This window comes from Myxococcus sp. CA023, assembly GCF_010998615.1.
Taxonomy (GTDB): Bacteria; Myxococcota; Myxococcia; order Myxococcales; family Myxococcaceae; genus Myxococcus.
In genome coordinates, this window is the sequence record NZ_JAAEAH010000062.1 from 34,456 (window position 1) to 57,898 (window position 23,443).

A 23,443-nucleotide genomic window follows, 5' to 3' on the forward strand; every position below is an offset into this window, starting at 1 on the left:
TCCCATGCGTGCCTTCCTCGCCGCGGCCCTGTTGGCCGCGTCGCTCGCTGGCTGTGCACGCAAGGACCCGCCCCCCAAGCCCGCGGAAGCAGACGCTTCGTCTTCGTCGGCCACCGCCGCCGCGAAGCCCGCCGCGGCAGCAAGCCAGGGCTCGGGCGCCATCCTCTTCCTCTCTGCCGACACGCGTGGCTACCTGGGCCCGTGCGGCTGTAGCGAGAACATGCGAGGCGGCATCGCCCGCGCCGCCGCGCAGGTGCAGTCGGCGCGCAAGGGCTCGCTGCCCGTCCTCTATGTGGATGGCGGCAACAGCCTCTTCGGCGAGCAGCGGCTCAAGCCGGGACAAGTGCCCCAGGAGGAGCGCAAGGCAAAGGCGCTCGCGGACGCCATGCGGCACATGGGACTGGCGGTGCGCGCCACCGGCCCGCTGGACGACACGCAGGGCGTGGACTTCCGCAAGGGACTGAGGCTGCCGGAGCTGGCGCCGGGCGCGGTGAAGCTGCTGCCCGCGGGCGAACGGACGGTGGGCGTGGTGGCGGCGACCACGGCCGTGCAGCTCGCGGAGGCCAGCGCCCAGGCCCGCTCGCAGGGAGCGGACTTCGTGGTGGGCCTGCTGGATGTCACGCTGGACGTGGCCCAGCAGGCGGTGGAGCAGCCGGGCCTGAAGGCCGACGTGGTGGTGGCCACCCGCACCGCCACCGAGTTCAGCGGCGAGCAGAACCGGCTGGTGCGGTCCGCGGTGCCGGTGGTGGCGCTGCAGAGCAAGGGACGCTCACTGCTGCGAGTGGACCTGGCCTATGCGCCCCAGGCAGGCCCCTTTGCGTTGCAGAAGGGTCAGGATGACCTGGAGCGTGAGGCCGCCGCACTGGAGCAACGCACGGCGCTGCTGGACAAGGACATCAACCTCCCCGGCACGGACCCGAAGCTCAAGGCGCTCAAGCAGGGCAAACGCGACGAACTGGTGGCGCGCCGGCAGGCCCTGCTGGACGCTCCGCCCGTCACCCCCGACGGCGTCAACGCATTCACGCTGCGCTTCGTCCCCCTGGAGTCCAGCCTTCCCTCCGACGCGGAGGCGGTCGCGCTGGTGTCCGCCTACGACGCGGACGTGGGGAAGATGAACCTCGCCTGGGCGAAGGCGCATGGACAGGACTGCCCGCTTCCGGCGCCGGGCCGCGCGGGCTTCGTGGGCAACGAGCCCTGCCGCACCTGCCACGAGGACGCCTTCCTCGTCTGGGAGAAGTCCAAGCACCACCACGCCTGGGAGACGCTGGAACAGGTGGGCAAGCAGTTCCACCTCAACTGCGTGGGGTGCCACGTCACCGGCTGGGAGCAGCCCGGCGGCGTTTGCCGGCTGGACAAGGTGGCGGGCCGCGAGGACGTGGGCTGTGAGAGCTGCCACGGTCCGGGCTCGGAGCACGCGGATGCGCCTGGCACCCACAACATCATCGCCTCGCCGGGCGAGAGCGTGTGCGTCACCTGCCACAACCCGGAGAACTCGCCTCACTTCGATTTCGCGACGTACTTGCCGCGCATCGTGGGGCCGGGACACGGGAAGCCCTAGTCATCCAGGAATCCAGGGCCTCGCCTGGGCGGTTGCTCCTACCCGACGTCCGAACAAGACGCGCATGCCGCGACTCCTTGTTTGACTGTCAAGGAAAAGGGCGATTACTTCCGGCTTTCGCCCGCCTCCGGGCGCCCGTTCCCGCGACTGTATGCCGCCTCTACCTCTGCTTCTGCTCGCCCTGGCCTCAGCCCCTGCCTCGGGGCTCACCCCACCGCCCGTGGGGCCCGTTCCTGCCAAGGCACAGGTGGTGGAATCCGAGAGTGCGCAGGCACCTGCAGCGCAGTCACCGGCCGAGAAGGCACCCACGGCCAGCCTGGAAACAGCACCCGTTGCCGTGAAGCCGACAGGCGAGGCTCCGTCGCCGGTGACTGGTGGCGAGAAGGCACCCACGGCCGCCACGGAATCTGGCACCGCGGATACCGCGACCGATGATGTCGATGAGCCCGGTTTGGAGCCGCTGGAGCCCGGCACGCCGATGGTGGCCGAGGACGCCTCCGAGCAAGACGAGGCCACGCGCGACGCGGTTGAATCCGAGTCCGCCGAGTTGGAGGAACTGCGCGCACTGGAAGGCGCCGCGCTGGACCCGGCGTCGCGTTCCACCGCGGAGGTGATGCAGTCGCTGCGGCGGCTCGGGCTCGCCAACCCGCTGCGGATGCGCATGCTGGACGCGCTCGACGAGCACACCTTCCGCGAGGACGAAGAGCTGCCGGAGATTCCGCTCATCACGGACCTGGCGACCTTCGACGTGGGGCAGATTCAGGACCGTTACGACATCCCAGTGGAGATGCAGCCGCTGGTGGCCCAGTACGTCCAGTTCTTCCAGGGGCCCGGGCGACGCTGGTTCCGCAAGTGGATGTCGCGCGCGGCCCGGTACGTGCCGGTGATGCACCCCATCCTGGAGCAGTACGGCCTGCCGAAGGACACGGTGTACCTGGCGATGATTGAGAGCGGCTTCTCGGCGCATGCCTATTCGTGGGCGCACGCGGCGGGGCCGTGGCAGTTCATCTCCAGCACTGGCAAGCAGTACGGGCTGAAGCAGGACTTCTGGGTGGACGAGCGGCGGGACCCCATCAAGGCCACCCACGCCGCGGCGTCATACCTGAAGGACCTCAAGCGCGAGCTGGGGCACTGGTACCTGGCGTGGGCCGGCTACAACACCGGCTCCGGGCGCGTCCGGCGGATGGTGGAGCGGCACGGGACGACGAACTTCTGGCTCCTGTCCGAAGAGCGCGGCCTGGCGAAGGAGACGAAGCACTACGTGCCCAAGCTGATTGCCGCGGCGCTGGTGGCCAAGCATCCAGCGGCGTTCGGCTTCAACGAGAACGAGTTCGACCCCGAGCCCGTGCTCGACTTCGACGAGGTGCAGCTCACCGACGCGGCAGACTTGGACGTCGTCGCCCGCGCGGCCGGCGTGTCCGTCAAGGTGGTGCAGGACCTCAACCCGGAGCTGAAGCGCTGGTGCACCCCGCCGGCGACGGCAAAGAAGCCCTACACGCTCCGGCTCCCCAAGGGAACGGGGCCGCAGTTCGCGGATAGCTACAAGCGCATCAGCCCCGCGGAGCGGCTCACCTTCCGCATCCACAAGGTGACGCGTGGCGACACCCTGTCCCAGATCGCGGAGAAGTACGGCACGGCGTCCGAGGCCATCCTCCAGATGAACCAGCTGAAGTCAGCCCGGACGTTGCGCGTGGGCGGGGAGCTGGTGATTCCGATTCCCGCCGGCAAGAGCTCGGGCGGCGCGCTGGCGACGAAGGTGGCGCAGGCCCGCCGCACCGGCGTGGTGGTGCGGCCCGAGGACGAGGTACCGGCGGGCACGCCCAAAGGCCCGGTGGCCGCGGGCCCCGTGAAGAAGGAGACCATCAACGGGCGCACGCGCGTGACATACGGCGTGATGTCCGGTGACAGCCTCTGGGTGATTGCGAACAAGTTCAACGTGTCGGTGGATTCGCTGAAGCAGTGGAACAACCTCAAGCGGCGCAACCCGACGCTCCAGGTGGGCTCCACGCTGTTCGTCTGGCCCGATGGCAACACGGCCACCGCCAGCGTGCAGGAGCGCGGCGGCACGGTGCTGGCGAAGCACTCGGTGAGCGTCGCCAAGCCCGCGGGCAAGGCCGGCAAGGTCCACGCGCTGGCGGAGGGCGAGACGCTCTGGTCCATCGCGCAGCGCTACGGCGTCAGCGTGGACGACATCATGCGGTGGAACAAGATCAAGGACCACCGCACCATTCCCACGGGAAAGGTGCTGCTCCTCAGCGCGCCATAGTCTCCGGCGCGAAGACAGGCCTCGCGTGGTTGCGTCGGGCCAGCGATTTGCACTGAGGCCGGGGATGACCTCATCCATCTCGCCACCGGAGTCACGTATCTCGTTCCTTCCGCCTGACGTCCCGGACGCGGCATCAACGCCCGCCCTCGGGAAGACGGCACGCAGTCCCAAGCCTGCCTCCCGAGTCACCGTCGACCAAGGTCCTCAGCCCGCGCTGGATGCACGTCCACCGCCCGGGACGCCCTTGCCTCCGGAGGGCGTGGATCGGCCCGCGCGACCCCCAGCGCCCCCTGCCAACGCGCGATTCACCGGACTGCCCCAACTGGCGGACGTCGCGTCAGGGGCCCAGGTACTCGGCCCCGGCAGCCAGGGCGAGGGCCTCCGCGCCGTACAGGCCACCCTGCTCGACATGGGTTTCGCCCTGCACGGTGGCGCGGACGGACGCCACGGCCCGCACACTGCCCGAGCGCTGCGGAACTTCCAGGTTCATGCCTCGCGCACCTTCCCCGCCGTCCTCCCTACGGGCGCCCTGGATGCCGCCACGCTGCGCGCGCTGGATGCACTGGCGCCAGCGCCAGGGGCGCGTGGGCAGACACGGGGACTGCCTTCCGCCTTCTTCGACGGACAACAGGTCCGCGTGGTGGTGGCCCTCCGGGAGCACCGGACCTTCCTCTTCGACACCCGTGGACAACTCGTGGACATCTTCCCCAATGCCACGGGCGCCGCGGCCTCCCCTACCCGCACCGGGCTCAAGATGGTCCGCACGAAGTTGGATCAACTGGCCACCGAAGCGGCCGGCGCACGGCTGTGGAACGACCGCCATGTCTTCGGCGTGCGCATGCTCGACCTCTCCTGGGCGGATGGCCGGCACTCCGGTGAAGAGCTGCACGGAACGAATGCTCCGTCCCTCCTGGGCACCGACGTCTCGCACGGCTGCATCCGGCACTCGAACGAGGCCGTGCGCGTGCTGCACGACGCGCTTTCCGTGGGAGACCGCGTGGCCGTCGTCGAGCACGTGGACGACCCGCACCTGGGCGTACCGCGCCCCGTGGCATGAGCCCGTGCCTCGCCCTGAAGCGAAGCCCAGGCCGCGAAGCCCCGCGTCAGTTGCCGGGCGCGAAACGGAACAGGCTGGCGGCGAAGTACAGGCTGTTGCGCTGGAAGACGCCTTCGGACGACGTGCCCTTCTCCAGTTTGTCCTGCACCCGCTTGGGCAGGTTTGCGTAGAGGTCCTGCCCCAGCAGCTCCTCGATGCGGTCCACGGGCACGCGGTGCGAATCGAGCAGCGGGAGGATGTCCTCCTTCTTCGACGGCCCGTCCTTCGTGTTGGGCACCAGGTACGCGTACATCGTGAGGCTGCCGTTCGGCAGCTCGTGGAGGACCGTCTTGAAGTTGTGCGTGGGCACGGCGAGGCGGCGTTCCCCCGCCCCCGTCGTCTCCCGCTTCTCTGGAGGCAGCGGCTGCCCCTTGTCATCCAGGTACAGGTTGCCGGTGAGGATGTACGCCTTGCCGCCCAGCGAGTTCACGAGACCGGAGACGCCCTGCTCCAGCGTGCGCCACACCTGCTGGTTGTGGTTGCCATGCTGGGGAGCGATGTTGGTCATCAGGTGGCTCTCGTTCATCGCCTCCTGCGTGGGCGAGTCCTCCGCCGGCTTCATGTGGCCCCGGTCGAAGCCCGTCCGCGTGTAGTCGGAGTCGGTGACGCCGTTGCGGCCCAGCTCGGGGTCGCGAACGAAGGTGCTCTCCAGCCGGGACACCGTCGCGGGCGTCTCCTGGATGTCCGACGCAGACAGCATGTAGCTCACGAAGGTGGGGACGTTCGCCCCCTGGTCCAGCGCCAGGCGCGAGTACTCCTTCACCAGGCTGAGCCCCTCCGAGCCCGGCGCTCCGGCGGGGCGCAGTGGGTCCAACTCTCCGGCCGCCTCGGCCACGCGGCTCTGGAACGCGGCCATCTGCTGGTCCGGCACCCAGCGGGTGTCCGCGTGCTTGCCCGCCTTTGACGCCTGGATGAACGCGTCCAGTTCCCCCGCGCTGAGCTGGCCGTCTCCATTGCCCCCCAGCAGGTCCGCGCGCCGGGCCACCGTGGCCTGCCAGCCACTCTCGAAGGCGTCCACGCCCACCGCGGAGCCATTTCCCTGCGCGAGCTTCGCGTCCAGCGAGGAGCGCTTCTGCTGAAGCGCGGTGGACGTCAGGTACTGCCCGTCCTCGGGCGCGGCCAGGTAGCGCTCCAGCTCCGCCGCGGACACCTGCCCGTTGCCACCGCGCGTCTTGCTGCCCGCCGCGTCGGCGGCCTGCATCAACCCCACCTGCCAGCTGTCATCCTTCCAGCCGAACTTCTCCTGGAGCTCGTTGATGGGCACCTCGCGGGCCGTCGAGCGTCTCCAGCTTCCTCCCGGCGTGGTGACGGCATTGAGAGGCGAAGCGGCCGATGCCGGGCGCGGGGGAACGGCTCGCGTCGTGGTGGGTCGCAGCGTCATCCTGAATGTCCTCGGGGCCGACGAGGTGAAGCACGAGGTGAGGTCCCGCCTCCCATCGTCGGCCGTTCGGCGCGCCAAGTTGCGTCACGGCTCCGTTTTCTTACGAAGAAAAAGAACCTGGGGGTCGTTTCGCACCTGGATACCCGCCTAACCCTTCTTTCCAGGGGCTTTCGACGGGCTCAGGGCCTCGGGGCCCGCCTTCTGGAGGGCCTGGACGATATGGGCCTCGGCCTGGAGCCGCTCCACGTGGTCCGGGGACAGCCCGGCTTCCTCGGCCGACAGCGCCAGGGTGACGAGGAAGGACTCACTCACGAGCCCCTGCGCGGGCGTCGCGGGAGCCGCGGGCGTGAAGACATGGGCGCTGAGCACGGCCCCGGTGAAGGTGCGCACCTTCACCTGCCGGACCTCGGTGGCGCCCGCCATCGCAGACTCCAGGCGGACCAGCGCGTCCCAAGCGTCCGCGGGAACACGGCGGAGCATGCCTGGGAGCTTGTGGCCCGGCGCATCCACCAGCCGGGCCACCTTCCCGCCCCAGGCCGCCGACGCCACGTCGTAGACGACGTCCACGTCGAGCGCCTCGGCCAGCTCGCCCTCCAGCACGTCGGGAATGGGCGGGAGCCCCGGGAGGCGCTCGTGCGCAATCACCGGGGCCAGGTCGAGGGAGTACGCGAACCAGAAACGCGGAGCAGTGGGGCCAGCAGCCATGTCCCAAGTCTCAGCGGACCGTGCGCCCAGGACAAGCGCCTGGGCGCGAGGCGGCACCGGCTACTGCGACTCCAGCAGCGCCTTCAGCTCGCGCACGCGCCGGGTGATGTAGTCCCGGTCCAGTTGGCGGAAACCCTCGGGCAGCAGCTCGCGGCTGGTGCACTCCTGCACCGCCACCAGGTTCTGCAGCTCGATTTCCAGCGGATAGCTGGGGGGCACGAAGTCCGCGAGCACCGCGGCCAGGTCGTCCTTCGTCACCGTCTCGCGGCCCTCCGCCAGCGCGCGGAACTTCGAGCGCACCATGACGGCTTCGATGTCCGCGCCGCTGAAGGCGCGCACGCCCTCCGGAATCAGCGTGGAGAAGGATTCGATGCCTTCCACGGACACGCCCGTCTTCTTGGACATGACCTGGAACAGCTCGTCCCGCTCCGCGTCCGTCTGCGGATAGAAGAGCGCCAGGTGCTCCTCCGCGCGCCCCTGCCGCTTGAGGTCGATGGGCAGCAGGTCCGGCCGCGCCGTCATCAGGAACCAGACAATCTTCCCGCGGTAGAACGTGTTGCCCATGAACGAGGCGATGGAGCCGAACACGCGGCTGCTCGTCCCGGAGTCTCCGCCGGAGTCACGGTTGCCGAGGAACGTATCCGCCTCGTCAATCATCACCGCCACCGGCCACAGGGCCTTGAGCAGGTTGAAGATCTTCTCGAGGTTCGCCTCGGTGACGCCCTGCCACTGGCTGCGGAAGTTGAGGAACTTCACCACCGGGATGCCAATCTCCCCGGCGAAGCAGCTCACCATGAACGTCTTGCCCGTGCCCACGGGGCCCGACAGCAGGTAGCCCATGGGCATGACCTCCAGGCGCCCCTTCTTCAAGGCCCCAGCGGCCTGCCGCAACATCTGCTTGGCCTTGGCGTGTCCCGCCACGGCGTCCAACGTGTGCACCGGCTCGATGAACTCCAGCAGGCCGTGGCACTCCGCCTGGATGATTTCGCGCTTCTTCTCCTTGAGCAGCTCGGAGGTGATGCGCACCTCGCGCTCGATCGCCTCCGTGAGCACGCGGTCCAGGTTGATGCGGGACAAACCCGCCGTCATCTTCGCCAGGCCCGCCAGCGGCACGTCCGACACGGACTGGAGCCGCTTGCCCTCCAGCTTGTAGCGCACGTACTCCAGCCGCTCCTCCTCGGTGGGAAGGGGCAGCTCGATGGGCGCCACGTACGGGTTGCGGCTGATGCGCGGCGACACGTCCGCCAGGTTCTCCGCCAGCAGCACCACGGACACGTCGGACGCGAGGAACTGCGGGTCGTGCGCCCACTTGTCCAACGTGGCCACCACGAAGCGGTCCTCGCTGGAGAGGTGACTCATCTCTCCGCCGGGAACGAGCGTCTCCGCGAAGTCGACGATGAGCGCCAGCGAGCGGCCCTCGCTCAGGCGCATGCGCATGAAGTTCTCCAGAATCTGGAGCGCGCGGCCCGGGTCTCTCGGCATGACCTTGGCGTAGTCGGTGCCGTACATGGCGTCGTAGCCCGCCATGGCCCGCTGCAGGTCCTTCTGCGTCTCCGGCGTCGCGGAGCGGATGCCGGACGACCGGTCATAGAAGATGACGTGGTCCCGGCCGCCGAAGAGCTCCTCTGAGAGGAACGTCTTCAGCGTGCCGAAGCCGCGGCCGCCATCCTCGAGCTGCAGGGGCTGCAAGTCCCGCACGGCCCCGTACAGCAGGAAGGCGCTGACCGTCTTCGTGTAGTACTTCCGGGCCAACTGCTGGGCCCAGCGAGGAAGATCCGCCAGAGGATCCGCCTTGTTCACCTTGCGCACCTTGCTCACGAACTCCCGCCTCCTCTCGCTCCACCCACAGGGGAGCTGGCGCGCCCGCCCCCTGCTCGGGAGGCGGGCCTTCGGCTAACGGCAGCGCGGCTGCCGCTTGAGGGAAACGCTCGCCGTGGCCGGCTCATTGCCTGGCGCCGCGTCCGGGACGTCCACCTCGGCCTCGTTGTGGCACTTCAGCTTCAGGGTGAGCTGCCGCGCGCTGGGAGGCACCTGCACGACGGCGGGCGTGGTGACGCCCATGTCCTTGCCGTCCACGAAGATGGTGGCACCGGCCGGCTTGGACTCCACCTTCACCGACACCCGCATCACCGACGGCTCCAGCTTGAGCGACACCTCCACCGGTCCACCACCGGACACCGGCACCCGCTTGGACGCGGGCTTGTGGCCGGGCGCACTCACCTCCACCACCCACTCCGACCCGCTGATGGGCACGTCCTTGATGTAGGCCGCCGACTTGCCCTGCTCGCGCACCACCCGGCCATCCACCTTCACCTCGGCCGTGGCGGGCTCCGTCGTGAGCACCAACGCCGCGGTGCGCACCAGGCTCTCCAGCACCGCCTGCACGGGCGTGACGTCCTTCCCCTCGGTGACCTCCACCGTCTTCGTGAAGGTGTTGTAGCCCTCCGCGCTCACCACCACCATGACCTTGCCGGCGGGCACCTCGCGCAGGAGCGTCGCGCTGCCACCCTCCAGGGGCACCAACTGCGTGTCCAGGCGCACCTGCACGCGGTTGCGGACCTCCGAGGGCACTCCCTGCAGGTCCACCAGCACGTAGCCCACACCGGGCCCCGACACCGCCCAGCCGATCAGCGCCAGCACGAGCACGGCGGCCGCGCCGATGCCGCCGAAGAGCACCTTCCTCGGAATGGGCGCTCGGCCACCCACGGGCGGCATCGCGCCGGTGGGCCGCTCCGGGGCATCCCCATCGTCTTCATCGTCGTACGCGGGGGCCACCGGCCCGGGCGGCGCCACGGGCGGCAACGGGCGGGCCGCGGCCTGCGAGGCGTCGAGCACCTGCACATCCCGCGTCATCCGCGGCAAGCCCCCACCCCGACTCGTCCGAGGCGTGGACCCCGAGGCGGGCGGCGGCGGCGCGTCCGAGGGCGCCAGCGTGGGCACGGACATGGACGGCCGCACCACGGGGATGTTCGCGTGCGACATCCGTGGCGGGCCGACGGGAGGCGACAGGGGAGCGGGCGGCGAAATGACCGCCGTCCTGCCGCTGACGGGCTCGTCGTCCTCGTCGTGACCCGGCGTCGACGGCACCTCCAGCGGGGTGATGGCACGCCCGACGGCGGCACCCGGCTGCGTGGTGGGCTCTGGCGTGTCCGCGAACTCGTGGTCGCTGGAGACGAGCTGCGTCGCCCCACCCTCGTCCTCGTCGGGAGGGGGCGCAGCGGTGGCGGCCGTCAGCTTCGGCAGCGCGGCCAGCGTGGGCGAGCGGCGCACGCCACCTGGGGGCACCGCCGGCATGGCGCCCGTCATCCGGGGCTGCGGCGCTACCGGCTGCACCACCGGCACGGGCGCCGGCGGCGGCGCGGAGGGCATGATGGGGCTGTTGAAGGACGCGGCTTCCAGCGCGGCCTGCATGCCTTCGGGCGGCTTGATGTCCGCGTAGTCCAACAGGCGCTGCTTCTCGCGCTCCACGTCCTCCGCGAACGTGGACTTCATGTACTGCGCCAGGTCCTTGCGGCTGAAGATGGTGTCGCTGGTGATGAGGAAGCGCTGCAGGTCGTCGCCCAGCTCGCTGGCGTACTGGTAGCGCTCGTCCACGTCCTTGGCCAACGCCTTGAGGACGATTCGCTCCAGCGTCTCCGGGATGCGCCGGTTGTACGTGGTGGGCGACGGCACCTCCGCCTTGCGCACCTTCTCCAGCACGCTGAAGTCGCTGTCGCCCACGAAGAGGCGCTCGCCGGTCAGCATCTCGTAGAGGCACACGCCAATGGCGAACACGTCCGAGCGCCGGTCCAACGGCAGGCCGCGGATCTGCTCCGGGCTCATGTAGCCGAACTTGCCCTTGAGGATGCCGGCCTGCGTCTTGGTCGCCTTGCCGGCCGCCTTCGCGATGCCGAAGTCGATGACCTTGACCTCGCCCTCATAGGAGATGAGGACGTTCTGCGGCGAGATGTCGCGGTGGACGATGTTCATGTCCCGCCCCATCCCGTCCTTCTTCCGGTGGGCGTAGTCCAAGCCCTCGCACATCTTGGACACGCAGAAGGCCACCAGCGGCACCGGAGCGGGCTCCCCCTTCTTCCGGCACCGGTCGAAGATGGCCCGCATGTCCTTGCCGGGGATGTACTCCATCGAGATGAAGTAGCTGCCGACGATGTTGCCCAGCTCGTAGATGGACGCGACGTTGGCGTGGGTCAGCTGGACGCTGATCTTCGCCTCGTCGATGAACATCGAGATGAACTCGTCGTCCTCCGCGATGTTGGGGAGGATGCGCTTGATGGCGACGAGCCGCTCAAAGCCGCTCGCGCCGAACTGCTTCCCGCGCCACACCTCCGCCATGCCGCCAATGTTGATGCGGTCCAGAAGGAGGTACTTCCCAAACGGGATGGGCTGCCGCTTCGGTTGAGTGGTCGTCACGTGGGGGAGGGTCCGTTCTCGGCGAGCCTATCGACCGGGGCTCCAAAGGGTCAACCTCGTGAAAGCCCCGCCCAAACTGACCAGGCAGGCAAGCGGCGGATCAGGGCCCCGCCCGAGGAGAACCCGCGTCCGTGTCACCGGCAGGTGACGGTGGGGCAGCAAGGCTGTCGCGGAATGCGGCTCCTGGCTCCGCCTCATCGGGTGGAATGGGGCGCACCAGCAGGAAGCGCGCCTCGCCCGCGACGGAAACGACGGCCGGCGGGCCGAAGCGCTCCTCCGCGGGGAGGCCCACCATCGTCACCCAGGCGCCCTGCCGCTCTGGCGCCACGCAGTAGAGGATTGTCCCGGCACGCACGCCGGGAGCATCTCGCACGGGCCCCTCGCAGTCCTTTCTGACCTGGAGGGTGTACGCCGGGAGTGACTCCCCCCGCACGAGGTACGGCGGCCGGCCCAGTTCCTCCAGCAGGGACTGGAGGAGGCGCGGGTCATCCGGCACCTCCAGCGCGGAGGTACGTTCCTGCGCCGATTGGTGGAAGCGCTGGAGCGCCATGGACGCGATGTCCGTGGACGTCAGCGGCGTGCGGCTCTCCGACAGCACCAGGTCCACGAAGAGCGCGCCCACCAGGACGATGGGCAGCAGCCGGTAGCCCTTGAAGCCCTCCTCCTTGCGCTGGAGCAGGCCCACGACGAACGCGAGCGCGGCCACCGCGGCCACGGCCAGCACCACGGCGGGCCGCTCCAGGGAGGGCACCGTCATGAAGGCGGACACGTCCGAGGTGCGGGCGCGCACGGCGTCGGAGAGGTCGCCTCCGTAAATCCAGGCGATGGCCATCAAGCTCAGCGCATTGCCAAGCAGCGTCTTGCGAGAAGGAAGTGTCATCCGGCGAGCGTGCGTGCGGGGTCGGTGGCGGCGGCGCGGCGGCTGGGGAAGTACGCGCCCGCGAGCGCGGCGAGGAGCCCCAGGGCGACACCTCCGGCCACCACCGGCCAGGGGAAGGAGAAGAAACTGTCGGGCTTGAAGGGGAAGTTGGGCAGGTAACCCGCCGCCAGGCGGTTGACGCCCAGGGCCAGCAGCAGCGCGGCGATGGTTCCCGCGGCGCCGCCCGCGAGCCCCACCACGGCGGCCTCGGCCAGGACGATGGCGCGGATGTCCGCGCGAGAGGCCCCCACCGCCTGCATGACGCCAATCTCCTTGGCGCGCGCCCGGACGGAGGCGGACAGCGAGTGGGCGATGTTCACCGCCGCGAGGATGCAGATGAGCAGGGACAGCAGCGCCAGCGCGGAGGTGGTGAGCGCCACCGCCGCGCCCGAGTTCTCCGCCATCCGGCGCTCCTGGTCGTCGATTTCCAGCCCCATGCCCTTCACCGCGTCCACGATGACGGGCACCTGCGACGGGTCCGTGGCGACCAACGTGACACCGGAGTAGTTCTCCGCGTCCACGCCGAACGCGCGGTTGAGGCGGATTGCCGCGTCCAGCGGAATGGTGATGCCGGCCAGTAGCGCCCGGTCCGACGCCCCCACCACCTGCGCCTGCCCGGACTGCGTGGGCCCCGATGCGGACGCCGCGGCCACGTAGGAGCGGTTGAACTCCACCGGGAAGCCGAAACCCACCAGCATGTTGGCGGAGAGCTGTGGCAGCTTGCGCGCCGGAGCGAACGTCTTGTTGTACAGCTCCAGGAGTCGCGTGGACACGAGCGCCGGAATCGGCTGCCCCTCCCCCGCGTCCTTGAACTCACCCATCTGCACGTCACCCTGCACCAGCGCCGGCTCCACGCCCAGGGCCAGCACCTCCATGCCCATGCGGAGCCTGGTGCCGAAGAAGACGCCGTCGTAGCGCGTCACCGCGGGCACGCGCACGTTCATCTTCCGGTAGGCGGCCTCCACGCCGGGGAGCTCGCGCAGGCGCTCCACCGTGGGCGCGTCCAGCGTGCCACCGCCCAGCAGCGAGCCCAGCGACACCGCCGGGGGCACCACGTCCACCAGCCGCGCGTCCGTGGGGAAGACCTTCTCCCGGATGACGGCGCCAACACCCAGGCCCAGGCCCACGAAGAACACCAGCGCGCCCACGCCCATGGCCACGCCGAAGGCGGAGAAGAACGCCCCCTTGCGCTCACGGGCGAGGCTCAGCCGGACCAGCCGGGACAGTGCGTCCAGCCTCATGGCGAACCTCCCGTGGCCACCTGAAGCCCTGCGCGCTCCTCCACGAGCTGCCCGTCCTTGAGCCGCAGCACGCGCCCGGCCGCCGCGCTCATCCGTTCCTCATGGGTGACGCACAACACGGTGAGTCCTTCGCGGTGCAGATCCTGGAACAAGGCGATGACGCCCGTGCCCGTGGCCGCGTCCAGGTTGCCCGTGGGCTCGTCGCACAGCAGCAGGCGGGGCTTGCCGAACAGGGCGCGGGCAATGGCCACGCGCTGCCGCTCGCCACCGGACAGGCGCACCGGCGCGCGGTCCTTCTTCGCGCCCAGGCCCACGCGCTCCAGCAGCGCCTCCGCGCGCTTGCGGGCATCCGGGGGCGCCACGCCGAAGTGCGACGGCAACAGCACGTTCTCCACCGCGGAGAGGTTGGGGATGAGGTGGAAGGACTGGAAGACGAAGCCCACGTGCGTGTTGCGGAAGTGCGCCAGGGCCTTGTCGCCCAGGCCTCGCAGCTTCACGCCGCCCACGCTGATGTCGCCGCGGTAGTCGACGTCCAGGCCGCCCAGCAGGTGGAGCAGCGTGGACTTCCCGCTGCCGGACGAGCCCACCACCGCGACGAACTCCCCTTCCGTCACGTCCAGCGACATGCCGTCGAGCACGCGCACCTGGGTGCCGTCGCCATCCACGTACGTCTTCACGACGTCCCGCGCTTGAATCACGGCGCGGCCGACGGGCTTGAGGTGGCGGCGGAGGGCGCCAGGCGCAGGGACAGCTCCGCCTGGAGCGCCTTGTCCTTGCGGGACACGGCCAGCGTCACGGCGCGCAGGTCATCCACGGCCTCCAGCCAGCGCACGGTGGTGGCCTTGATGGCGAAGCCGCCAATGCCCCAGGCCTCCGACGGCAGGTTCTTCACCGCGTCCGACAGGCGCCGCAAATCCAGCACGGCGCTGAAGGCCGCGTCCTTGCCAGCGTCCTTCAGGTCCGCGGCCACCGGCCCGTCGCCCGAGGGCTTCGCGAGCGAGGCCAGCGTGGACTCCAGCCGCGCCTTGGGCGAGGCCACCACCAGCCGGCCGTTGGGCGCGAGCGCGAAGTGCGCGCCTTCGCCCGCGCGGTAGGACGTGAGGTACACGCGCTGGCCGCTCAGCTCCGACGCCTCCACCTTCGCGCCGAAGTTCTCCGCGATGCGCGGCAGTTGCTCCAGCGTGGACTGCATCTTCGGAGCGTCCTCGGCGTCCGCGAGCGCCACCAGGTGGACGAAGCGGAAGGGGTTGGTGCGGCGCATATCCAGCACCGGCATGCCCGCGCCCAGATTCACGGTGGGCGACAGTGACAGGCCCAGCACCGTGCCCGGCTTGAGATTGTCGAGCAGCTCGGTCTTCACGTTGAGGCCGCTGTTCTGCACCGCCCGGGTCAGGTAGCCGCCGGCCAGATAGGGCCACACGCCGTCGAGGTGCGACGCGTCCCCACGGAACTGGGCCACCAGGAAGCTGTCGGCGGGCAGCGAGGTGAGGAGCGTGCTCGCGGCGGGCGCCACCGCGTCCAGCGCCGCCAGGGACGCCTGGGTATCCGGCCAGGGTGCGTCCGCGTTCAGCGTCACCGCGCTGTCCTCGATGCGGCCCGTGAGCGTGACGCCCTGGACGGTGCCCGGCGGCACGAGCCCGGCGCCGCCCGGGAGCCAGACGTGGAAGTCACGCTGGGCCGGGAGCCGTTGCAGCGACGCCGCCATCACCGGCTCCTTCGCGAGCGAGCGCTCTTCCGACTGCGTGGCCAGCGCCCCCAACGTGGCGGCGGTGGGCCCCGCGCCGAGCAGCGCGAAGCGCGTCCCCTTCACGAAGAAGATGCCCAGCGAGGGCGTGGCGCTGCCGGGCCGGCTGAAGGTGACCAGGTCCCCACCGTCCACGGAGGACTGCTTCTTGTCGGACGCGCCAAGGCGGCTGCGCGCGAAGTTGCCGAACGTCTCCTCGAGCTTGCCAGCGTCCTTGACGCCCACCACGGAGATGGCTCGGTTGCCCCCGAGGAACGCCGCGCCCGCGCCGAGCTCTGGCGCGATGCCGGCCGTTTCGAGCGCCTGTCGGCTGCGCAGGTCCACGCCAATCTGGCGCATCACCGCGGAGACGTAGCCTTCCGCGGTGGAGAAGTTCTGGAGCTGCGCGGCGAACGAGGCGGCCTTCAGCTTCTGGAAGCGCGCGAGCTTCTCTCCCAGCGCGCCCAGGTCATTGATGACCACGGCGGCCTGCGCGTCGCGCGGCAGGTAGCGAGCCACCCCCACGGTCGCGGCCGGGGCGGCGGGGTCCACGTCCTTGCCACAACGGGAGCAGCCCGCGACGGCGAGCACGAGGAGGAGGGACGGAAGCCAGACTCGGCGGAGCATGCGGGCACCTCAGGCTGCCTGGGACGGAGAGTCAACCGATTCGTGGAGGCCCCAGAGCCAGTCCAGGAGCCCGGATGATGGGCAGGCGACGGCCAGGAGATGGCCCCCGGCCGTGGAGCTTCAACGCACCCGGCTGCCGTGAGGCAGCGGGCCCCGCGTCTCCTCGGAGAACTCGAGGAACTGCTCCATCTGCCGCACGGATTCCTCGGTGGCCTCCGCCTCCGCGCTGAGCATGGTGAGCTGGCGGTTGACGACCTCCGGGTCGCGGATGGCCACGGATTGCTCGTGCGTCAGCCGCATCAGGTCCTCGATGCCCGCCAGCTGGTGGCTGACCACCTCGCGGCTCTCACCGGCCTGTTCGAAGCGCGCCAGCCGCTTGCGGAGGATGTCCACGCGGTTCTGCTTCACGTCCTTCAGCCGCGGGTTCGATTCCCGCGCCAGGTCCGCCTCCAGTTCCGCCACCTCGCGCTGCAGGTGCTCGCGGTCGGAGCTGTTCAGGTACGTGCGGTACTGGTTCAGCGTGGAGATGAGTCGCAGGAAGGACGTCAGCAGCGCATCCAACCGGGGCTCGCTGTCCGCCTCCAGCACCTTGCCGCCCGGCAGCTTCCGGTAGTTGGCGAGGATCTTCTCCTTCAGCCCGACGAGCTGCTGGTAGTGCTCTCGCTGGGAGGGCGCCAGGTCGGCCTGGAGCGCGTCCAGCGCCTTGCGCGCCGCTTCCGGGTCGTCGAGCGTGTTCGCCCGCACCGCCCGCTGGAAGCGCTTCATGGACGACATGACGCCCAGGTAGAGGCCTTCCAGGCCCAGGGCCACCAGCATGGGCAGCGGCTCGCCCGTCATGGCCGCCGAGGCAGCCGCCGTGCCCAGCCCCACCAGGTTGGCGGGCATCATGAAGGCGGCCTTGATGTAGTTCGGCGACTTCGCCACGTCCGTCCTCCAGCGTCAGGGGCCGCGAGCCTCCGACACGTACTTCAAGGCCCCCAAATCCTTCGTGTCCTCCGCGGGAGGCACCGGAGGCCCTTGCTTCAACTTCTGGAAGAGCGCCGCGGCGCTCTGGAAGAGCTCGTCATAGGTGACAGGCGCCTCGCCGGAAAGCCCGAAGAAGGCCCGATTGTCCGCCAGCGTGGCCGGCGGCGCGCTGCGGATGGCTTCAATGGGGTCGCCCAGGTACGGCGCCACCTCACCCAGCATCCGGGCCCCCGCCGTCGGGTCCTTCAACACGCTCTGCCCCGCGTCCAGGAGCCCCCGCAGCACCCGCCGCACGGCATCCGGGTAGCGGGCGGCGAAATCCCCCCTGGCTACCAGCACCGTTGCCACCAGGTGCGGCGCATCCGCCGTCGTCGCCAGCACCGCGCCTCCCCGGTCCCGAGCCGCCAGCTCCACGTCACCCCACAGCCCCACCACGGCGTCCGCCCGGCCCTCGCGCAACGCCCGTCCCGCATCCAAGGTGGTGGGTAGCTCCACCCAGCGCACGTCCGTGATGCGCAGCCCCGCGCGCGACAGCAACCACAGCGCGAAGTAGTGCGACGAGCCATACGGATACACGCCCAATCGCCTGCCACGCAGGGAGGCGAGGTCCGGCACACCCACCGCGGCCAGGGCCTCCTGCCCCCGGCTGCGCCCCACCAGCAGCAGCGTGCGAGGCGCCGCGTCCCGCAGCAACGGCACCCACGCGGCCAGCCGGTCGACGGACAGGGTGGCCATGTCCACGCCGCCGTTCTCCGCGCCAATGGACAGCGCGTGGCGCAGGTCCTCTTCCTTGGCGAAGAGCACCGCCCGCGCATCCAGCGCATAGGCCGTCTTCAGCAGCCCCTGCGCCGCACCGGGCGGAGGCACCGGGTTGTCCAGGGTGGTGGCCCCACCCGTCGCCACCAGCAGACCCGCGGAGGCACCGCGCGGGCTGAAGCCGATGAGCACCGGCCGCAGGGGCACGGAGGCCACGTCCGCCACCGGGGCCGCCACGCCGGCCGGGAAGTCTCCCGGCGACAGGCGGACCGCCTCACGCGTGGACGGGAAGTACCGCTCCTGCAAGCGGTCCAGGTACCCCATGCGCGACGCGAGCCCATAGCTCGCGCCGAGCACACAGAGGAACAGGAAGAGGAAGAGACCTGGACCGCGGTGGAGCCTCATTCAAGACGGACTACTCGACGCCGACCTTCTTGCCGATGGTCTTCTCCGGACCGCTGCCCACCTCGGACACCGGCGCCGGGCTGCTGACGAGCCCCATCTCCATCTTGAACTGCTTCACCAGTTCGTTGGCCTGGATCTTCTCGGCCTCTTCCTCGATGGACGCCGCGGTGTGGTCCACCGACTCGAGGGCCATCTGCATGCGGGCCTCGTTGATGGCGGACTTCTCCTGCACCTTGCGCAGCATCTCATCGTGGGTCGAGTCGATGCCCGCCACGGTGAAGGACTCCATCGTGTCGGCCACCTTGGCCTGCCACTTGGCGCGGCGCGCCTCGCGGATGGCGTTCATGGCCTCCTGCGTCTTGCGCTCCTTCTCGCGCATGAACGCCTTCTTCACCGACAGGGCCTTCTCGTACGCCTGGCGGGCCGTGGCCAGCTGCTGCTCGTTGCGGCCCAGCGCGTCCTTCTCAATCTGGAGCTTGGAGGCGTACTGCGCGGCCAGGTCGTCACGGCCCGCCTGGATGGCGGCCTTCACCTTGGCCGTCAGCGAGCGCACGTCGTCCTGGTACTTGGCGTTCTCCTTCTCCAGCAGCGTCACGTTCGCCCGGACCATGGCGATGGACTCATTCATCTTCGGGACCTGGTCGTTCAGGTCACGGACGTTCTGCTCGAGAATCAGCTCAGGGTCCTCGATGGAGGAGACGAAGAACCCGGCGAAGCTACGCATTGCTCTCTTGAATCGTTGCCACATATCGGCGGTCTACCTCCGTCCAGACCTACTTGCAGCCACCTTACACGATCCCCGGGGCGAGCAAGCAGACACAGTCCCAATGTCTTCTCAGTACTTACGCGCTTCTACCTAAGGCGATTGCGGCGGATCCAAAAGCGTGACGTGACGGATCCACGTCGGAAAATGGAGCCCGCCCGCGCTATGCCCGCCCGTCCGTCCGCTTCCGCACGATAGGCGGCAGGGCTTGCAAGCAACAAAGGAAGCAGGGAAAACCCAGACCTCGTGACGTCTCCACCTCCCGTGCCCGGCCCGCTCGAAGAGACGATGTCCCGGGCCATGGACGCCCAGCGGAGGAGCGTCGTCGGGGCGGGCGCGGCGGTGCGCCTCGTCGGCGCGGCCCTGTTCCTGGCCATCAGCACCACGCTGTGGCTGGCCGGAGGCCGGGACTGGGGGGTGTACCCACCGGCGTTGGGGCTCTACGCCTCGGTCGCCGGCGTGCTGTTCATGCTCCGCCAGCGGCGCGTGGCCCGGGGCCTGGGCGCGGTGCAGTCCCTGGTGGACGTGGGGCTCGTGTATTGGATTCAGTCCACGACCCTGCCCGTCTCGCCCTTTCCAGCGGGTGTGGCGGGCTTCAGCCTGGGCCTGTTCGCGCTCGTCGTCGCCCTGAGCGGACTGGGCATGCAAGGCACCGTCGTCTACGGCACCGCGCTGTTGTCCGCCGTGGCCCAGGCGACGCTCATGCGGCAGGCGGACGTGGGCTGGGGCGCGGTGGCCATCGCCGTGGTGGCGCTGGTGCTGGTGGCCGTGGTGAGCCACTACGGCACCGGGCGGCTGCGCAACCTGGCGGTGACGCTCTCCCGCCTGGAAGTGGACCGGGCGCTGGAGGCCCGCCGCTTCCAGGAAGTGGAGGAGGCGCGCCGCACGATTGAGCGCATGCTGGCGGACGCCCAGGCACAGAACGCCGAACTGCAGCGGCTGCAACGGGACAAGGAACAGCTGACCGAGTTCCTGGTCCACGACCTGCGCTCGCCCCTGTCGGCGCTGACGCTGTCCTTGTCGTGGATGGAGCAGGAGGTGCCCCAGCAGGGCATCCTCGGCGAGTCCGTCCGCACAGGGCTGGCCGTCACCGCGCGGTTGGACCGGATGATTTCCGACCTCATGGACGTGCCCCGTCTGGAGGAAGGCCGGCTGGAGCCGCAGCGGGCCACCTTCCCCGCCACGCGCATCGTGGAAGACGTGCGCCGCTCCCTGGAGAGCGTGGCCCGCGCGCGCAAGCTCACCCTGGATGCGGAGGTCCCCGTCCAACTGGAGCTGGAGGGCGACGCCGACCTGCTGGTCCGCGTCCTGGAGAACCTCACCACCAATGCCCTGCGCTACGCCCCGTCGGGCGGGAGGGTGCGCCTGGAAGCCGGCGCGGATGTGGACGGCCGCTGGCTCGCGGTGCGCAACGACGGCCCGCCCATCCCCGAAGAGGCGCGCGGGCGCATCTTCGACAAGTACGAGCAGGCCGACGCGGAGCGGGACAGCCGCCGTGGCTACGGCCTGGGGCTCTACTTCTGCCGGCTCGCCGCGGAGGCCCACGGCGGGCGGTTGGCGGTGGAGGACGCGCCCGGCTGGTCCACGTCCTTCGTGCTGCGGCTGCCGGCCTGAGCCTCAGCCGCTGCGCGCCTTCTTCTGGCGGCGCTTGAGGATGCGCGCCACCTGCGCGTTCGCGTTCGCCAGGACGGAGGGCGCATCCAACGTGGTGAGCACTCCATCGCGCAGCACCGGCTGGCCGTCGATGAAGACATGCGCCACGTCGCTGCCCCGCGCGGAGTGCACCAGCGGCACCAGCACGTCCTCGGGCGTGGGGCCCGCGTGCAGGCCGCTGACGTCCACCACGGTGATGTCGGCGCGCTTGCCGGGCTCCAGCGAGCCCACCTCGTCCTCCAGGCCCAGCGCCCGGGCGCCGTGCAGCGTGGCCATCTCCAGCACGCGCATGGGCGTCATCGCGCACGGCCCCACGCGCGGGTTGTGCATCACCGCGGCGAGCTTCATCTCGTAGAAGATGTCGAGCGTGTTGTTGCAGGGCGCGCCGTCCGCGCCCAGCGCCACCGCCACGCCGGCCTCCAGCAGCTCCGGCACCTTGGCGATGCCCGACGCCAGCTTGAGGTTGGAGCCGGGGCAGTGGCACACCACCGTGCGGGTGTCGCGCAGGATGTCCTGCTCCTCCTGGGACAGCCACACGCAGTGGGCCATCGTCACGTGCGGGCCGGACATCCCCACCGTGTGGAAGAAGGCCACGTTGTCCTCGCCGCCGGTGTACTGGCGGACCGCGTCCGTCTCCTTCGCGTTCTCACTGGCGTGGGTGTGGATGCGCAGCCCGTGCTCCTTGGCCAGCCGCGCCACCTCGCGCAGCAGCTCCGGGGTGCAGGACAGCACGAAGCGCGGGGCGAAGGCGTAGCGCAGCCGGCCGCCGTGCGTGCCGTGCCAGCGCTCCTTCAACGCCAGGCTCTCCCGCAACGACTCCTCGGTGCTTTCGCGCAGGCCCGCGGGGACGCCCGCGCCCGCGTCCATCATCGCCTTGCCGCCCACCAGCCGGAAGCCGGAGTCCCGCGCCGACTCGAAGACGGCGTCGTAGTGGTACACGCTGCCCATATCGAGCGCCGCCGTGGCGCCCGAGCGGATGAGCTCCGCGAAGGTCAGGTCCGCCGAGGCCCGCATGGACGCGGCGTCGTGCGAGGCCTCGAAGGGCCAGATGCGCTCGCGGAGCCAGTCCAGCAACTCCAGCCCGTCCGCGCGGCCACGGAAGAGCGTCTGACAGGCGTGGAGGTGGCCGTGGATGAGGCCCGGCAGCACCACCTTTCCCGTCACGTCCACCACCCGCCGGGTGCCGCGAGGCTTGAGGCCCCGGCCCACCTTGGCGATGCGGCCATCCTGGACGAGGACGTCCGCATCCACGAGCACCTCACGCTCGCGGTTCATCGTTACAACCGTGCCACCAGTCAGGAGCAAATCCACGGCGTGCTCAGGCTCTCTCGCTAGAAGAAGTCTTTGGTGAAGGCATGCGGCAGCAGCCCTCCCAGGGTGTAGCGCGCCTCTCCGCCCTTCGGCGTCCGGCTGCGCACGGGCAACTCCTGCCCGCCAAACTCGGCCATGACCTGCCGGCACATGCCGCACGGAGGACAGGGCTCGGGGGTGTCCACGACGATGGCCACGGCCACCGGCTGGGTGTGCCCCTGGGCCACGCCGGCTGCGAAGGCATTGCGCTCCGCACAGACGGTGAGCCCGTAGGTGGCGTTCTCCACGTTGCAGCCGGCCACCACGGCGCCGTCCGCATAGAGGACGGCGGCCCCTACGGGGAACCGCGAATAGGGCACGTGGGCGCGCGCTCGCACGCGCGCGGCTTCCTCGAACAGGCGCTCCCAGGGAATCTCGTCCGCCATGACGCGCTCCTACACGAAGCCGGATTGTGGTCCGTTACGAGCGGGCCGTGCCGCTCTGCACATCATCCAGGTGGCGCGCGATGGCCAGCTCGGACTCCACCGGCAGGTCCACGAAGCGGACCCGCGCCGCCGGACCGTTGGCGCCCGGCGCGGCCTGGAGCACCTCGCCCTTCGCTTCCACCTCATCGGGAAGGATGGGCAGTCGGAAGCGCACTTCCACGCGCGTCCCCTGCTCCCAACCAGAGCCCTGCCAGGCGCAGCCGCCCAGGGACAGGTCTCCCTCATGCTGCTCGAAGTCCCCCGAGCTGCCTTCCCGGCGCACCTTCAGGCGCATGGGGACCCGGGGCGAATCCCGTCGGTCCTCGGCCTTGTCGCTCATCGAGTCGTTCCTCTCGGCCATCGCCGTTACCTCCCTGCCGCTCATGCTCGCGCCACCGCCAGTCATTGAAAACCCACGTGGGTCCTGGCCCGCGAGCCCATACCGTAGACGCGTGCCGCCGTCTCGTCCGAGGCGACGTCCACCCCTCCGACAGCCCTCCCCGCCTTGTCACGACGCCCCGTCACCAGGCCATCATACGGGGGAACACCCTCGCGTGAGGCCGGGAAATTGGGGCCCCTACCGTTCCTGGTGGGGCCATTCGGCGGATTGCCCACGCCCTCCGCCCGGTGCTGGCCCCGGGAGACGTGGGGGTAGCGCTCAGGCTGGGACGCCCTGCTCCCGGGACGCCCACCAGTCCTCGCCGTAGCTGATGCAGAGCTGCTCGCCGGGGTGGATGTCCCGCAGCGCGTGGTAGCAGAAGACGTCTCGGGTCGCCTCGCGGTGATAGGACGTGTTGGGCTCGCGGGCGTGGTTGTAGATCATCCCATACCCCAGCACGAGCGCCACCCATTCCCCCTCCCGGGGCACCTCGTGCTCGGCCCACTGGAGCAGGAAGACGTAGTCCTGGAGCTGGGGGTTCTGCGAGAGGGCGCGCGGCAGTTTGAGGTAGTGGCATTCCTCGATGAGGTCGCCCGCCTTGATGAAGGCGTCCGTGAAGACGCCGTAGCCCCACTCGCACGGCCGGACCTTCACGCCCGGATGGATGTACAGCGCCGCGCCCTGGTTCATGGTCCCCTGCCCGCATGGCTCAGGGCTGAAGGATGGCGCCTTCCCAGTGCGGGGTGAAGCCACAAGATGCCGCCGTGCTTATGGCGGAGGGGCGGGTCCGGACCACCTCTGTGCGGAGGTGCGTCAGGCC

General features: G+C 70.0%; 19 protein-coding genes. 4 read left to right on the forward strand and 15 right to left on the reverse strand.

What is annotated here, in order from left to right:
- Window positions 1-4 precede the first annotated feature (4 nt).
- From F8M74_RS25555 to F8M74_RS25565, 3 genes are all read left to right on the forward strand, one after another.
- Window positions 5-1,558 (forward strand): cytochrome c family protein, encoded by a 1,554-nt coding sequence (locus tag F8M74_RS25555; RefSeq protein WP_171410252.1) that lies wholly within the window; start codon window positions 5-7, stop codon window positions 1,556-1,558.
- Window positions 1,559-1,709: 151 nt separating this feature from the next.
- Window positions 1,710-3,824: a LysM peptidoglycan-binding domain-containing protein gene (locus tag F8M74_RS25560; RefSeq protein WP_141254973.1), complete on the forward strand. Its 2,115-nt coding sequence runs from the start codon at window positions 1,710-1,712 to the stop codon at window positions 3,822-3,824.
- A gap of 64 nt (window positions 3,825-3,888) precedes the next feature.
- Window positions 3,889-4,881, forward strand: coding sequence for a L,D-transpeptidase family protein (locus F8M74_RS25565; RefSeq protein ID WP_141254974.1), 993 nt, complete (start codon window positions 3,889-3,891; stop codon window positions 4,879-4,881).
- A gap of 46 nt (window positions 4,882-4,927) precedes the next feature.
- Here the strand turns inward: F8M74_RS25565 and F8M74_RS25570 are convergent, their stop codons facing one another.
- The 11 genes from F8M74_RS25570 to F8M74_RS25620 form a co-directional block, all read right to left on the reverse strand.
- Window positions 4,928-6,379 (reverse strand): DNA/RNA non-specific endonuclease, encoded by a 1,452-nt coding sequence (locus F8M74_RS25570; protein WP_141254975.1) that lies wholly within the window; start codon window positions 6,377-6,379, stop codon window positions 4,928-4,930.
- Between the two features lie 69 nt (window positions 6,380-6,448).
- A complete protein-coding gene (locus F8M74_RS25575; RefSeq protein WP_171410253.1) occupies window positions 6,449-7,006 on the reverse strand; it encodes a gamma-glutamylcyclotransferase in 558 nt (185 codons plus the stop codon).
- A 60-nt stretch (window positions 7,007-7,066) separates the two neighbouring features.
- A complete protein-coding gene (locus tag F8M74_RS25580) occupies window positions 7,067-8,824 on the reverse strand; it encodes an ATP-binding protein (RefSeq protein WP_141254977.1) in 1,758 nt (585 codons plus the stop codon).
- 75 nt (window positions 8,825-8,899) lie between these two features.
- Entirely contained in the window at window positions 8,900-11,416 is a 2,517-nt protein-coding gene (locus tag F8M74_RS25585; protein WP_141254978.1) for a serine/threonine-protein kinase, read from the reverse strand.
- 100 nt (window positions 11,417-11,516) lie between these two features.
- Window positions 11,517-12,296 carry a hypothetical protein gene (locus tag F8M74_RS25590; RefSeq protein WP_141254979.1) on the reverse strand — a complete coding sequence of 260 codons (780 nt, stop codon included), beginning with the start codon at window positions 12,294-12,296 and terminating at the stop codon, window positions 11,517-11,519.
- Window positions 12,293-13,576, reverse strand: a complete 1,284-nt coding sequence (locus F8M74_RS25595) for an FtsX-like permease family protein (RefSeq protein WP_141254980.1) — start codon at window positions 13,574-13,576, stop codon at window positions 12,293-12,295. The genes F8M74_RS25590 and F8M74_RS25595 overlap by 4 nt, the downstream gene beginning before the upstream one ends.
- Window positions 13,573-14,274 (reverse strand): ABC transporter ATP-binding protein, encoded by a 702-nt coding sequence (locus F8M74_RS25600; RefSeq protein ID WP_141254981.1) that lies wholly within the window; start codon window positions 14,272-14,274, stop codon window positions 13,573-13,575. The genes F8M74_RS25595 and F8M74_RS25600 overlap by 4 nt, the downstream gene beginning before the upstream one ends.
- Window positions 14,271-15,926, reverse strand: coding sequence for a hypothetical protein (locus F8M74_RS25605; RefSeq protein ID WP_141254982.1), 1,656 nt, complete (start codon window positions 15,924-15,926; stop codon window positions 14,271-14,273). Before F8M74_RS25605 ends, F8M74_RS25600 begins: the two co-directional genes overlap by 4 nt.
- A gap of 120 nt (window positions 15,927-16,046) precedes the next feature.
- Window positions 16,047-16,850, reverse strand: coding sequence for a hypothetical protein (locus F8M74_RS25610; RefSeq protein WP_141254983.1), 804 nt, complete (start codon window positions 16,848-16,850; stop codon window positions 16,047-16,049).
- 15 nt (window positions 16,851-16,865) lie between these two features.
- Complete coding sequence (locus F8M74_RS25615) at window positions 16,866-18,053, reverse strand: ABC transporter substrate-binding protein (protein WP_141254984.1); 1,188 nt, start codon at window positions 18,051-18,053, stop codon at window positions 16,866-16,868.
- Window positions 18,054-18,063: 10 nt separating this feature from the next.
- The gene (locus F8M74_RS25620; RefSeq protein WP_140794720.1) at window positions 18,064-18,801 is read right to left on the reverse strand and encodes a PspA/IM30 family protein; all 738 of its coding nucleotides are present in this window, start codon (window positions 18,799-18,801) and stop codon (window positions 18,064-18,066) included.
- Window positions 18,802-19,062: 261 nt separating this feature from the next.
- Here F8M74_RS25620 and F8M74_RS25625 point away from each other — a divergent pair, with 261 nt between their 5' ends.
- Entirely contained in the window at window positions 19,063-20,430 is a 1,368-nt protein-coding gene (locus F8M74_RS25625) for a sensor histidine kinase KdpD (RefSeq protein WP_141254985.1), read from the forward strand.
- Between the two features lie 3 nt (window positions 20,431-20,433).
- On the opposite strand, the gene F8M74_RS25630 is transcribed toward F8M74_RS25625, so the two are convergent.
- From F8M74_RS25630 to F8M74_RS25645, 4 genes are all read right to left on the reverse strand, one after another.
- Entirely contained in the window at window positions 20,434-21,780 is a 1,347-nt protein-coding gene (locus F8M74_RS25630; protein WP_141254986.1) for a 5'-deoxyadenosine deaminase, read from the reverse strand.
- Window positions 21,781-21,800: 20 nt separating this feature from the next.
- Window positions 21,801-22,205: a cytidine deaminase gene (locus F8M74_RS25635; protein WP_141254987.1), complete on the reverse strand. Its 405-nt coding sequence runs from the start codon at window positions 22,203-22,205 to the stop codon at window positions 21,801-21,803.
- A 34-nt stretch (window positions 22,206-22,239) separates the two neighbouring features.
- Complete coding sequence (locus F8M74_RS25640) at window positions 22,240-22,605, reverse strand: TIGR02266 family protein (RefSeq protein ID WP_228560323.1); 366 nt, start codon at window positions 22,603-22,605, stop codon at window positions 22,240-22,242.
- A gap of 297 nt (window positions 22,606-22,902) precedes the next feature.
- Window positions 22,903-23,313: an SET domain-containing protein-lysine N-methyltransferase gene (locus F8M74_RS25645; protein ID WP_141254988.1), complete on the reverse strand. Its 411-nt coding sequence runs from the start codon at window positions 23,311-23,313 to the stop codon at window positions 22,903-22,905.
- Window positions 23,314-23,443 lie beyond the last annotated feature (130 nt).